This window comes from Demequina litorisediminis (assembly GCF_030161615.1).
Lineage (GTDB): Bacteria > Actinomycetota > Actinomycetes > Actinomycetales > Demequinaceae > Demequina > Demequina litorisediminis.
Genome location: NZ_BSUN01000001.1, coordinates 2,484,247 through 2,497,065, shown reverse-complemented (window position 1 = coordinate 2,497,065; position 12,819 = coordinate 2,484,247). Strand labels below are relative to the sequence as shown.

The window sequence follows — 12,819 nt, the reverse complement described above, 5'->3', positions numbered from 1 at the left end:
GGCCTCCCGGGCCGCGCCCCATGACCACAACAACGGATGTGGCTTTATGTTGCATTGAGTTTGTTTGTGTGGTTTTATCGGGTGAGCCGGACAAGGGAGTTCACCCAGATGTATGCCACAGAGCGACAGCAGCGCATCCTTGAGATCGCGCGCACCGAAGGTCGCGTGGAAGTCGCCTCGCTCGCCGATGCGCTCGATGTCACCACCGAGACCATCCGCCGCGACCTGACCGCGCTCGAGCACAAGGGTGCCGTCCGTCGCGTCCACGGAGGCGCCATCCCCGTGGAACGCCTCGAGCTCGAACCGACACTTGCCTCCCGCAGCACCCAGCGCACCGACGTCAAGCGCCGGATCGCGGCCCGCGTCCTGGACGAGATCCCCGCAGGCGGCACGGTGCTGCTCGATTCGGGCTCCACCACGCAGGCGATCGTCGATCTGCTCCCGGCCGATGCCGCACTCACCGTGGTCACCAACTCGATTCCCGCCGCTGCCGCACTCGCCGGACGGCCCCACCTCACGCTGCTGATGCTGGGCGGGTCGGTACGCGGCGCCACCGCGGCGGCCGTGGGCGACTGGACCACCCAGGCGCTGGCGGGCCTCGTGGTCGACGTCGCCGTCCTCGGCACCAACGGCCTTTCCGCCGCACGCGGCCTCACCACTCCCGACCAGGCCGAGGCACACGCCAAGGCCGCGATGGCCAACGCCGCTCGCCGGGTCATCGTCGCCACGGACTCCTCCAAGGCGGGCGACGATCACCTCCACCGCTTCGCCTCACTCGAGCAGGTGGACCTGATCGTGACCGACAGCGACCTTGCCGACGACATCGCAGACGAGCCTGCGCGAGGCCGGGACCGAGGTGGTGTGCGCGTGATCGTCACCCTCACCCCCAATCCCAGCGTGGACCGTGCGGTCACCGTCGCGCGCCTGGCACGCGGCGAAGTCAACCGTGCCACCGAGGTGCACGTCGATGCGGGCGGCAAGGGGCTGAACGTCGCCAGGGCCGTCACCGCACAAGGCGGCGACGCCGTTGCGGTCCTCCCCGCGGGTGGCGCCGAAGGCGTCCTGCTCGGCGAACTGCTGGACTCCGCCGGTGTACCTCGCGCCTCCGTGCCCGTCGCCGGTGCCGCACGCGTCAACATCACCGTCGCGGAGCCCGATGGCACCACCACCAAGGCTCAACGAGCCAGGGCCGCGCCTCAGCGCCGAGGAACTTGCGGCGCTCGTCGACGCTGCCGTGGACCGCGCAGACGCCTCGGCGTGGCTCGTCGGCTGCGGCTCCCTTCCTCCCGGCGCGCCCGATGGCTCTACGCCACGCTCGTCAAGCGCGGTCACGCGCGCGGCACCAAGGTCGCCATCGACACCTCCGGCCCGGCACTCGCCGCGGCGGTAGCCGCCTCCCCCGACCTCATCAAGCCCAATCACGAGGAACTCGCGGAACTCGTCGGCCGCCCCCTGGCGACCCTTGCAGACGTGCTCGACGCGGCCCGCGCTCTCGTGGACGGCGGCATCGAGACCGTAGCGGTCAGCCTTGGCGCCCACGGCGCACTGCTGGTCACGGCCTCCGCCGTTCTCCACGCTCGCGCCACGGTCGAGCGTCCGCTGTCCACGGTCGGCGCCGGCGATTGCATGCTCGCCGGTCTGCTCCACGGACTTGCCACCGGGCTCGACCACGCCGCGGCCCTGAGCGCCGCGGTCGCATGGGGCTCAGCCGCCGTGAGCCTTCCCGGAAGTCGCGTCCCCTCCCCCGCCCACCTGGCCGGCGTCATCGTCGACCTCACCACCACGCCCGACCTCACCATGGAGCCTGGGTCAGAGCCTGACCCACGGAAGGACTGACAATGCCCCTCATCGATGAGACGCAGGTTGTCCTCGACCTCACGGCCGACGACCGCCACGCCGCCACCCGGGTGCTCGCCGAGCGCCTGGTCGCCACCGGACGCTGCACCGACCTCGAGGCCTTCCTCGCGGACGTACGCAAGCGCGAGGAGACCATGGCCACCGGCCTGCCCGGCGGCATCGCCATCCCCCACGCTCGCTCAGCGGCGATCACCAAACCCACCCTTGGCTTCGGGCGCCTCGCGACGGGCCTCGACTGGGGCGCCAAGGACGGCGCGGCCGATCTGGTGTTCCTCATCGCTGCTCCCGAGGGCGGCGGAGAGGCTCACATGCAGGTCCTGCCCAAGCTCGCCAAGGCGCTGATGAAGAAGGAGTTCACGGCGGCACTGCGCTCCGCGACGTCCGATGCCGAGGTCGTCGCCCTCGTGCAGGCCGAAGTAGGAGAGGTGGTGCCCGCCGCGAGCGCCGCACCTGCACCCGCACCCGCACCCGCACCCGTACCCGAGGCGAGTGCCGCCGCCGAGCCGGCAGGCGCATCGGCCGGGCTCACGTTGGTGGGCGTCACCTCCTGCCCCACCGGCATCGCTCACACCTACATGGCGGCCGAGGCGCTCGAGCGCGCGGCGGCCGATGCCGGTCACACGATGCTGGTGGAGACGCAGGGCTCGGCGGGCGCCAACCCGCTCACCCCGGAGCAGATCGCCGCTGCCGACGCGGTGATCTTCGCCCACGACGTCGAGGTACGCGGCGCCGACCGCTTCGCAGGCAAGCCGCTCATCGACGTCGGCGTGAAGAAGGCCATCTCCGACGGCCCCGGACTCATCGCCCAGGCGGCCACCAAGGCGGCCGAATGGCGCGCCAACCCCGAGGTCCGGACGGTGGCACCCGCCGCGGGGGCGACGGGCGGACTGTCGTCGAAGGTCGACACCAAGGCGGGGATCGGCACCCAGATCCGCCAGTGGCTGATGACCGGCGTCGCCTACATGATCCCGTTTGTCGCCGCGGGCGGCATCCTGATCGCGCTGTCATTCATGCTGTCTCAGGTCGCCCTGGGCGAGTCCGGCGCCATCGAGATCGTCAAGTACAACCTGACGTCCGACGACGCGTACAACATCGCCGAGAACTTCGACATCGCCTCCCTGACCGCCTGGGCAGCGCTCCTTTACGTCATCGGCGCGGCGTCGTTTGGCTTCCTCGTCCCGATCCTGTCCGGCTTCATCGCCTTCGCGATCGCCGACCGGCCAGGTCTGGTCCCCGGCATCGTCGGCGGCTCCGTCGCGGCGAGCATGGGTGCAGGATTCCTCGGCGGCATCGTCACCGGTGTTCTGGGCGGCCTCGTGGCCAAGTGGATCGCCTCGTGGAAGGTTCACAAGGGCGTGCGCGGCGTGATGCCCGTCGTCGTGATCCCGCTGCTGTCGAGCCTTCATCACCCTGGGCCTGTTCATCACCCTCCTGGGTGGACCGATCTCTGCGCTGTCCGATGCCCTCAACGAGTGGCTGACCAGCCTGCAGGGCGGCTCCGCGTTCGTGCTTGGCCTCATCCTTGGCGCGATGATGGGCTTCGACCTCGGTGGTCCCGTCAACAAGGTCGCGTACTTCTTCGGCACGGCTGGTTTGGCCGCCGCCGGTACCGCCACCGACGCACCGGCGCTGACCATCATGGCCGCCGTCATGGCGGCAGGCATGGTCGCCCCGCTCGCCATGGCGCTCGCCACCACCTTGCGTCCGAAGGCTCTTCTCCGAGCCTGAGCGCGAGAACGGCAAGGCCGCGTGGCTGCTGGGAGCATCGTTCATCTCTGAGGGCGCGATCCCCTTCGCGGCGGCAGACCCCATCCGCGTGATCGTGTCCGCCGTGTTTGGCTCTGCCCTCACCGGCGGGCTCATCATGGTCTTCGGTGTCACCCTGCGCGCCCCGCACGGCGGCATCTGGGTCCTGCCCCTCATGGGTGGCTTCCTGTGGTTCCTCGTCGCCCTCGCGGCAGGCGTGGCACTCACGACCACCATCGTGCTCTTTCTCAAGTCCCTCGACCGTAAGAACGTGGCCGCCGACGCGGTCGCCACCGCCTAACCCCTCAACTCGCGACCCTCAATACAAGGAGAACTGTCATGGCACAGCGCACCGTCACCATCGCCTCGTCCGTCGGCCTTCACGCCCGCCCCGCCGCCCTTTTCGTGGAGGCAGCGCAGGAGACCGGGCTCGACATCGAGATCGGCCGTCCCGGCGAGGACGCCGTCGACGCGACCAGCATCCTGGGCGTCATGGCGCTCGGCGCCAAGCACGGCGAGGAGGTGGCGCTCACCGCCGAAGGCGACGGGGCCGAGGCCGCCCTCGACTCGCTCGTCGCCCTGCTCTCGCGCGACCTCGACGCGGAGGGCTGAGATGTCGGGCGACATCCGCACGGGCGTGGGCGTCAGCGCCGGTACCGTGGCCGGACCCGTGGTGCAAGTGGCGCCACCGGTCCAGGCCCCGGCCGACGAGCCCACCCCCACCGACTCCGGAGCCGCCGTCGACGCGGTGCTCGGCGCCTTTGCGGCTGTCGCCACCGACCTCGACGAACGCGCCGCCGTGGCCGATGATCACGCGAAGCCGATCCTGAAAGCCACCGCGCTCATCGCCCGCGACAAGCAACTCGCCAAGGAGGCCGGCAAGCAGGTGGGCGCCGGCAAGGGACCCGCCACCGCGATCGCGGCTGCCGTCGAGACATACGCCGCGCAGTTTGAGGCGCTCGGCGGGTACTTCGCGGAACGCGTCACGGACCTGCGCGACGTGGGTTCGCGCGCCATTGCCGCCGTGCTCGGTGTGCCGATGCCTGGCGTCCCGGCGCTGACCGGTCCGTCCGTCATCGTCGCCAGCGACCTCGCGCCCGCCGAGACCGCGGCGCTCGATCGCTCCAAGGTGGTCGCGATCGTCACCGAGGCGGGCGGCCGCACGTCCCACACCGCCATTCTCGCCGCCCAGATGGGCATCCCCGCGGTGGTGCAGGTACCGGGAGCGACATCGATTCCCGCAGGCACGGTGGTGGCGGTGGACGGCGACTCGGGCGAGGTGACCGTCGATCCCGACATGGCCCTCGTCGAGGCACAGCGGGAGCGACGCGAGCGGCGCGCTGCCGCCCTGGCGGGCGTCTCCGGTCCCGGCCGCACCTCCGACGGGCATCCTGTGGCGCTGCTGGCCAACATCGGCGGTGTGGACGATGCCGTGGCCGCAGGCGCCCAGGACCTTGAGGGCGTGGGACTGTTCCGCACCGAGTTTGTCTACCTCTCCGCGTCCACGATGCCGACGGTGGAGGAGCAGGCGGAAGTCTACCGCGCCGTGCTGGCACCGTTCGATGGCCGCCGTGTGGTGGTCCGGACGCTCGACGCCGGGGCGGACAAGCCACTCGCGTTTGCGAACCTGGGCGAGGAGGAGAACCCTGCGCTGGGCCGCCGAGGCCTGCGACTGTGCCAGGAAAAGCCCGAGCCTGATCGACTCGCAACTCTCGGCGCTGGCGCTGGCCGCGCGCGACACCGGCGCCGACGTCAAGGTCATGGCGCCCATGGTCGCGACGGCCGAGGAGGCGGCATGGTTCGCCTCCCGTGTGCGCGCGGCGGGCCTGCCCTCGGCAGGCGTGATGATCGAGGTGCCCGCGGCGGCGCTCCGTGCCCGTCACGTGCTCGCCGAGGTCGACTTCGGCTCGCTCGGCACCAACGATTTGGCGCAGTACACGATGGCCGCCGACCGTATGGAGGGCGCGCTGTCGGACCTCCTCGACCCGTGGCAGCCGGCAGTGCTCGACATGGTCGCCGCCGCGTGTGCCGGCGGCGACGAGACCGGCAAGCCGGTGGGCGTGTGCGGCGAATCTGCCGGTGACCCCTACCTGGCGTTGGTGCTCGCGGGCCTGGGCGTCGCGAGCCTGTCGATGGCGCCGTCCAAGGTGCCCGCCGTGAAGCCTTGCCCTGTCGCTGCACAGCCGTAAGGAGTGCCGGGCGCTGGCCGAGGTGGCGCGTGATGCGTCGTCGGCCGTCGCGGCCCGCGATGCCGTGCGAGCGGCCGCGAACGCGGAGTTGTCCGCGATTCTCTAGTTGCGCCTGTTTCCCGACCCGGCGCCGCCGGTCACACCTCTCTTCCGGGTGTGACCGGCGGCACTGTCTTGTGGGCGGCGCTGTGTTGCGGTCGACGCTGCGTTGCAGGCGGCGCGTCTAGACCTGCGACGCGAAGGCCGCGGCGCGAATCTGCAGGCTCGGCGATCTGGACCTGGCGTGCCTCTTCGACGTCAAAGCCCTCGTACCAGGTCTTGGGAGGACGCCGCGCGTTGGCGGAGCACTGGAAGTCCTCGCAGACCAGCGAGCCGAGAGTGTTGCCGTTCTTGCCCGCCTTGCCCGAGCGCTTGGCGTTGTAGAGCACCACGTCGTTGGGCAGGGTCGCGTCATTGCACCACGAGCACTGCGCACGGGTACGCGGCATAGAACCGGGGTGACGGAACAGGATGCCGATGATGTCGCCCTCGAGCGTGGGGACGATGGCGTAGGCGCGGCGTGCGAGCCTGGGGTCGCGCCAGCCGAGGAGATCGAGTCGGTCCCAGTCGAGGGAGTCGAAATCGGCGGGCAGGGTGAGGTCGGAGACCTCCTTGCGGGACGCGTTGATAAAGGAGGCGCGGAGGGATGTAGCAGTCAGGGGAAGCATGAGGTGTCGCTTTCTGCGAAGCCTGCGGCGCTCGTGGCGCACACGCAGGCGGAGTTTTCAGGGTCGACGCTGTGGGCCGCGCCTGATGGCGCAGCCCCGGGGCGGGATTACCTGATGCCGGCGCAACGCGCGCCGACCACCTCCTGAGAACTCACCATGACAGTTTACGACGCCTGTAAGAACCTGTAGACGTACGGAGGGCGGTGAGCGACCGACCGCCCACCGCCCTCCAACGTCGCTTCGATCGCTACCGCAGCACAGCCTCGAACTTCTCCGAAGCAGCGGCAATAATCGCCTCGCGCACGGCCAGCACCTCATCGGCCGAGAGAGTGTGATCCGCCGCACGCAGGCGCACGTTGATGGCCACGGACTTCTTGCCCTCGCCGATCTGCTCGCCCGTGAACACGTCGAACACAGTCGCGTCCTCCACCAGGTCTCCCCCGGCGTGCTTCACCACGCCCGCAAGGTCACCGGCGGCCACGTCGGACGCCACCACGAACGCGAAGTCCTCCTTCGCGAGGACCTGCTGCGACACCGGAGTCGCCACCGCGATGACGCCCTCGGAGGCTGCGATCAGCGGATCGAGCAGTACCTCGAACGCCACGGAACGCGCGGGAAGGCCCAGCGTCTCGCACACCTTCGGGTGCAACTCCCCCGCGTGACCCACGAACTCGCCACTATCCAGCCAGTACGTCGCCGCACGGCCCGGGTGCCACGGCAGGCGCGAGCCCTGCGACACCGTGAGCCTCCACCCCCGCCACCGAAGCCACACGCTCCACGGCGGCCAGCGCATCGGCCCACCCCCATGGCGTGGCGTGACCGTTCCAGCCGGCCCGCACACGGTTACCCGCCATGATGCCGGCCACACGACGCGGCTGCCCCGGCAGGGCCTCGTTCAGCGCCTCGACCTCGGCAGGGGTGATACCGCCATCGGTCGTGTCAACGACCGGCAACGTGCCGATGTGCTTCGCCTGGTACGCACGGCCCAGCTCGTAGACGGCCACGTCCTGCTCGCCGCGGCCGAGGTTAACGCGAACGGCGTCCACCAGCGTGGCAATCATCGTGGTCCGCATCAGCGGCTGCTCCGCGGAGAGCGGGTTCGCCAGCGCGATCCAGTCGCGGCGAGGGTCCTCGTCGTGAATCCCCAGGTCGTCCAGCCGCTGCTCCGAGATGAACGGGTACGTCAGCACCTCGGTCAGCCCCGACTCGGCCAGCGTGCGCGCGACCGCACGCCGCACCTTCTGCCCATGCGTCAGCCCACGCCCGGGAGGCGCCACCGGCAGCACGGACGGCAGGTTGTCGTAGCCGCGCAGGCGCGCGACCTCCTCGACCAGGGTGATCGCCGAGTCGAGGTCGGGGCGCCACGTGGGCGGCGTCACGAGCAGCGACTCGTAATCCCTGTCCACCACGCAGCCGACCTTCTCGAGCGCCTCCACGACCTCGTCGGCCGGGTACTCGACACCCACAATCGTGCTCGGGTACGCCACGTCCATGGCGATCTGCGCGGGCGCGACCGTCTCATCGAGATCGGTGTAGACGTCCTCGATCTGGCCGCCGCCGAACTCCTGCATGAGGCTGAGCGCACGCTCCACCGCCGCGACCTGCAGGCGCGTGTCCACGCCCCGCTCGAAGCGTCGCGACGCCTCCGAGCCAAGGCGGTGACGCCGCGCCGTACGCGCGATCGTCACGGCGTCGAAGTGCGCCGCCTCGAGCAGGATGTCCGTGGTCGCGCCCGAGACCTCAGTCTCCGCGCCGCCCATGACACCGGCCAGGCCGATGGCACGCGCGCCGTGACCACCAGCCGAATCCGCAATCACCAGATCCTCGGCGTGCAACTCACGCGTCACGTCGTCAAGGGTCGTCGCCTTCTCGCCGGCCGATGCGCGCCTCACCACGATCGGCTCGCTCACCTGAGCGAAGTCGTACGCGTGCAGCGGCTGGCCCAGGCTCAAGCATCACGTAGTTGGTGACGTCGACCGCAAGCGAGATCGGGCGCATGCCCGCCTGCTCCAGGCGACGCTTCATCCACGACGGCGAGGCGGCGTCGGCCGAGAAACCCGTCAGACGACGCGCGACGAAGCGGTCGCAGCCCACCCGGCCGCGCACCGGCGCGGCGTCCTCGATGACCACACCGAAACCGTCGCCGGCGCTGCCGGTGACCGTGACATCGGCCGGGTCCCGGAAAACCTGTCCGGTGGAGTGGCTGTACTCACGCGCCACGCCACGCACGGAGAACGAGTAGCCGCGGTCGGGGGTGACGTTGATCTCGATCGTGGACTCGTCCAGACCCAGCAGGCCGATGGCCGATGCGCCGGGCACCAGGTCCGCCTCGGCCACGAGGCCGGGGAAGGTCACCTCGGACTCGCCCGAGGGCGACGCGAGCACGATGATGCCGTCGTGGTCCTCGCCCAGGCCCAACTCCTTGGCCGAGCAGATCATGCCGTCCGACCAGTGACCGTACGTCTTGCGGCCAGCGATGGGGAACGGACCGGGAAGCACGCCACCGGGCAGGATGCACACCACGAAGTCGCCCTCGTGGAAGTTGTGCGCACCACACACGATGCCCTTGGAGGTGGGGTACTCCTCCTTGTTGTCGGGCTTGTGGCCGGGGCCTGCGGGGTCGTTGTGTTCGCCGACGTCGACGCGACAGTAGTTGACGGTCTTGCCGTTGGAGGCGACCTCCTTGACCTGCGAGATCACACGGCCGATGACGAGCGGCCCGGTGATGCCGCCGCCCTCGATGCCCTCCTCCTCGAGGCCCACCTTGACGAGCGCCGCGGCGACGTCCTCGGGGGTCGAGCCGGGGACGAGGTCGACGGACTCCTCAAGCCACTTGAGCGGAATCTTCGGCACGTCTAGATCTCCATTCCGAACTGCTGGGAGAAGCGGATATCGCCCTCGACCATGTCACGCATGTCCTTGACTCCGTGACGGAACATCAGGGTGCGCTCGACGCCCATGCCGAACGCGAAGGCGGTGTACTCGTCGGGGTTGATGCCTGCCGAGCGCAGCACATTCGGGTGGGTCATGCCGCAGCCGCCCCACTCGATCCAACCGGTGCCCGAGCACGTGCGGCAGTCGTTGTCCTCGCCGCCACACACGAAGCAGCGCAGGTCCATCTCCGCGCTGGGCTCCGTGAAGGGGAAGAAGGCTGGGACGCAGACGCGTCACGGCATCGGGCCCGAAGAGGCTGCGCGCGAACGCGTCGAGCGTGCCCTTGAGGTGCGCCATCGTGAGGCCCTTGTCGACCGCCAGGCCCTCGATCTGGTGGAACACCGGCGTGTGGGTGGCGTCGAGCTCGTCGGTGCGGAACGTCTTGCCGGGGCACACCACGTAGATGCCGCGGCCCTCGTTCTGGAGGGCGTCACGACGCTCCAGCGCGGCGCGCACCTGCACCGGCGAGGTGTGGGTGCGCAGCACGATGCCTGCCTCGGGCGGGTCCACAAAGAACGTGTCCTGCATCTCGCGCGCGGGGTGGTCGGGGTCGAAGTTGAGGGCGTCGAAGTTGAACCACTCGGCTTCCATCTCCGGCCCTTCGGCCACCTCCCAGCCCATCGCGACGAACGTGTCGCACATGAGCCTCCTGCATCGTCTCCAGGGGGTGGCGGGCGCCCTTCAGTTCGCGGCTGACGGGCAGGGTGACGTCGACGGTCTCCTCGATGAGGACGCGGGCGTCACGCTCCGCCTCCAGGCTCCTCCTGGCGTCCGGCGATCGCCTGGTTGACCTGTCCACGGGCTTTGCCCATGTTCTTGCCTGCGGTCGCCTTGTCGGTGGGCTCGAGGCCACCGATCTGGCGGTTGGCGAGCGTGAGGGCGGCCTTGTCTCCGGTGTGGGCGAGGCGGGCGTCCTTCAACTCGTCGAGGGTAGTGGCGGCGGCGATGGCGGCGAGGGCCTCCGTAACGGCCGCGTCGACGGCGGCACCGTCGAGGGGGAAATCTCAGTCATGGCTGCTTTCCTGAGGAGTTCGGGGGTCTGGGGGAAGTCTATCGGCGGGCGAGCGCGTCGCTCCGTGCGGTGGATTCCGTCTCATCGGGGCGCTTACACGAGCCAAATGGATCCATTTGGCGCGGCTAAGGAGGTGAAACGAGACAAAATCAACCGCGGCAAGGCCCGGGGGTTCTCCCCGGGCCTAGATAAACAGCGAAGGTGCGGCGCTCACCGGAGCGGCCGACTCCCGGCGCACGGCGGCGCGGGCCATAACGGCCTGGGGCTGCGCGCTCGTGCTCATGGTGCCCACTGTAACGCTCCGCGCGGTGGATTTTGTCTCATCGTGGCGCTTAGGCGAACCAAATGGATCCATTTGACGGAAAGGGAGCGGGTTTAGGACAGGACCGGGTTCGTGGCCGCGGCGGCGTAGGTGGCGCCTTTCGACCCGTGGCGGCCGCGGGTCATCGCCTCGTCCGCGGCGGACAGCAACTCGCCGATGCGGTACGAGCCCGCGAGCGCCGCCGTGGTGAAGCCCGCGGAGACTCCCACGGCCGATGCGGACGGCACCAGGGCGCGCAGGTCGCGTTCCACGGTGGCCCGCAGGTCCTCGACGGTCGCGTCTGGATCCGCGCCGAGGTCGAGCCACCGCACCACCGCGAACTCGTCGCCACCCAGGCGCGCCACGAGGTCCCGCGGGCCCGTGTGAAGCGTGAGCGAGTGGCCAAACGCCCGCAGTACCTGGTCGCCTTCGTCGTGGCCAAGGGAGTCGTTGACGGTCTTGAAGTGGTCGAGGTCCATGACCACCACGGCGACGTCGGCGGGCCGCTTGGCACCAGCGTCCAGGATGCGCTGTCCCTGACTCTCCAGTTCGTAGCGGTTCGCCAGGCCCGTCAGCGCGTCGGAGCGGGCCCTGACCACGGTGTGAACCAGGGGGCGACGCACCAACCACACCACCAGTGCGACTGCGGCGCCGATCGAGGTGGCGACCGCGGCGTAGATGATCATGGTGCGCGGCAGGGTCGCGATTCCCGGCACGACTTCCTCTGGCGAGACCTCGACGCGCACCGTCCAGGCCGGCGATCCGGTGTCGGTCAGCGGCTGATCCACGACGATGGCGTCATCAGTGAAGGCGACCGTGCGCCCGTCCACCTCGTCCACACTCGCACCGGGTGCGATGGCAGGCACCTCGGCCGTCGTGTCGGCGGCGATGACGTCACCGCCGCTGTCGAGCAGCCATGCGTTGGCGTCAACGGTGGTGCCCGCGTTGACCAGCGCTGTGGCACGCACCACCACCGCCGAGACCACCGAGCCGTCATCACGGTCACCGAGCACGGTCACGACCACGTCCTCGGACCGGCCGTCGTCGGACGCCACCACTTGCCACATGAGCGCGCCGTGGGTGCCCTCTCGCGCCTTCGCGAGCCACGGTGTCTGGTCCACGTAGGAGTACACGCGCGGGCTGCTCATCACCTGCAGGTTGCGGTCCAAATCCTGCTCATACGTCACGCCGTCAGGCGCCGTGACGCGAGCGACGTAGCCGCCACCCGCCTCGTACAGCCCCAGAATCGAGTCGTTCTCCCCCACCGTGACCAGGCCGGTGAACGCAGGGTTGGCATCAAGGTAACTGCGGACCCCGGTCAGCAGCACGTCATAGGACGCATCCAGCCTGCGGGCCCTGGGCGGCGAGCCTCGAGAGGGCCAGGACGGTTTGCTCTGCGAGGTCGGTCACTGACGACGCCTGGGTGGCCGCCGAGTCGGCAATGAGCCCCGCGACGTCCGCGGAGGCCGACCGTGCACCGCGTTCGGCGATCGCCGACATGACCAGCGCACCCGCGAGCCTGCGCAAGCAACGCAATCGTGACGCCCACGGTGGCGAGGGTCACGATGACGGGCCGACGCGCGCGTGACCCCATGCTTCCCCCTCAGCAACTACCCCGCAGCAAGTCCTGCGAGCCCCACGAGGATCATGGCCCCTGCGCAGGTATTGATCAAGGGCAGAGCGGTCCTGAGTTTCTGGGGAATCTCGGAGTTCTTCACCACCAGCACCGAGGAGAAGAACAGCAGGATCGCGAGGATCATGCCGAGCAACGATGCGGAAAGTACCAGGAGTAATGGTGCAAACATCGCAATCTTCTCGAATCGCGAGGCGTGCGCACCGAACCGGTAGAGCTCCGTGTCGCCAAGGTAGAGCGTCTGGAAGCCAGGCAACATGCCGCGGGCCGTGATGGACGCGCTCTTTCCGCCGCGCAGCGGCACCGTCCAGGTCCCACGGCGACGCGACAGAGCCACGCCGTCCACGAGGATCGAATAGAAGATCCCGTTCGCGCCCTTGAGTTCCACCTTGCCGGTAGCACCGGGAACGGTGAGGGGGATCAGATTGCCTGCCATGGTC

Annotated in this window: 10 protein-coding genes and 3 pseudogenes; 6 read left to right on the top strand and 7 right to left on the bottom strand. The window is 69.6% G+C overall.

What is annotated here, in order from left to right; genetic code table 11:
- Positions 1-108 precede the first annotated feature (108 nt).
- The 5 genes and pseudogenes from QQK48_RS20470 (at position 109) to QQK48_RS15225 (ending at position 5,792) form a co-directional block, all read left to right on the top strand.
- Complete coding sequence (locus QQK48_RS20470) at positions 109-1,836, top strand: PfkB family carbohydrate kinase (RefSeq protein WP_348523667.1); 1,728 nt, start codon at positions 109-111, stop codon at positions 1,834-1,836.
- A 2-nt stretch (positions 1,837-1,838) separates the two neighbouring features.
- Positions 1,839-3,904, top strand: a pseudogene (locus QQK48_RS15240) (PTS fructose transporter subunit IIABC).
- Between the two features lie 38 nt (positions 3,905-3,942).
- Complete coding sequence (locus QQK48_RS15235) at positions 3,943-4,215, top strand: HPr family phosphocarrier protein (RefSeq protein WP_284329010.1); 273 nt, start codon at positions 3,943-3,945, stop codon at positions 4,213-4,215.
- Position 4,216: 1 nt separating this feature from the next.
- Positions 4,217-5,236, top strand: a pseudogene (locus QQK48_RS15230) (PEP-utilizing enzyme); the annotation flags it as partial.
- Positions 5,166-5,792, top strand: coding sequence for a putative PEP-binding protein (locus QQK48_RS15225; protein ID WP_284329425.1), 627 nt, complete (start codon positions 5,166-5,168; stop codon positions 5,790-5,792). The pseudogene QQK48_RS15230 and the gene QQK48_RS15225, both read left to right, overlap by 71 nt.
- A gap of 137 nt (positions 5,793-5,929) precedes the next feature.
- On the opposite strand, the gene QQK48_RS15220 is transcribed toward QQK48_RS15225, so the two are convergent.
- From QQK48_RS15220 to QQK48_RS15205, 6 genes and pseudogenes are all read right to left on the bottom strand, one after another.
- Positions 5,930-6,499, bottom strand: a complete 570-nt coding sequence (locus QQK48_RS15220; RefSeq protein WP_284329009.1) for an FBP domain-containing protein — start codon at positions 6,497-6,499, stop codon at positions 5,930-5,932.
- Positions 6,500-6,746: 247 nt separating this feature from the next.
- Positions 6,747-7,238, bottom strand: a complete 492-nt coding sequence (locus tag QQK48_RS20460; protein ID WP_348523664.1) for a phenylalanine--tRNA ligase subunit beta-related protein — start codon at positions 7,236-7,238, stop codon at positions 6,747-6,749.
- Complete coding sequence (locus tag QQK48_RS20455; RefSeq protein ID WP_348523663.1) at positions 7,177-8,409, bottom strand: phenylalanine--tRNA ligase subunit beta; 1,233 nt, start codon at positions 8,407-8,409, stop codon at positions 7,177-7,179. Before QQK48_RS20455 ends, QQK48_RS20460 begins: the two co-directional genes overlap by 62 nt.
- Complete coding sequence (locus QQK48_RS20450; RefSeq protein WP_348523662.1) at positions 8,351-9,352, bottom strand: phenylalanine--tRNA ligase beta subunit-related protein; 1,002 nt, start codon at positions 9,350-9,352, stop codon at positions 8,351-8,353. The genes QQK48_RS20455 and QQK48_RS20450 overlap by 59 nt, the downstream gene beginning before the upstream one ends.
- Before the next feature lie 2 nt (positions 9,353-9,354).
- Positions 9,355-10,431 (bottom strand): annotated as a pseudogene (gene pheS / locus QQK48_RS15210) (phenylalanine--tRNA ligase subunit alpha); the annotation flags it as partial.
- A gap of 389 nt (positions 10,432-10,820) precedes the next feature.
- A complete protein-coding gene (locus tag QQK48_RS15205; protein ID WP_284329008.1) occupies positions 10,821-12,074 on the bottom strand; it encodes a GGDEF domain-containing protein in 1,254 nt (417 codons plus the stop codon).
- 95 nt (positions 12,075-12,169) lie between these two features.
- Here QQK48_RS15205 and QQK48_RS15200 point away from each other — a divergent pair, with 95 nt between their 5' ends.
- Complete coding sequence (locus tag QQK48_RS15200) at positions 12,170-12,334, top strand: hypothetical protein (protein WP_284329007.1); 165 nt, start codon at positions 12,170-12,172, stop codon at positions 12,332-12,334.
- A 22-nt stretch (positions 12,335-12,356) separates the two neighbouring features.
- Here the strand turns inward: QQK48_RS15200 and QQK48_RS15195 are convergent, their stop codons facing one another.
- Entirely contained in the window at positions 12,357-12,815 is a 459-nt protein-coding gene (locus QQK48_RS15195) for a hypothetical protein (protein WP_284329006.1), read from the bottom strand.
- Positions 12,816-12,819 lie beyond the last annotated feature (4 nt).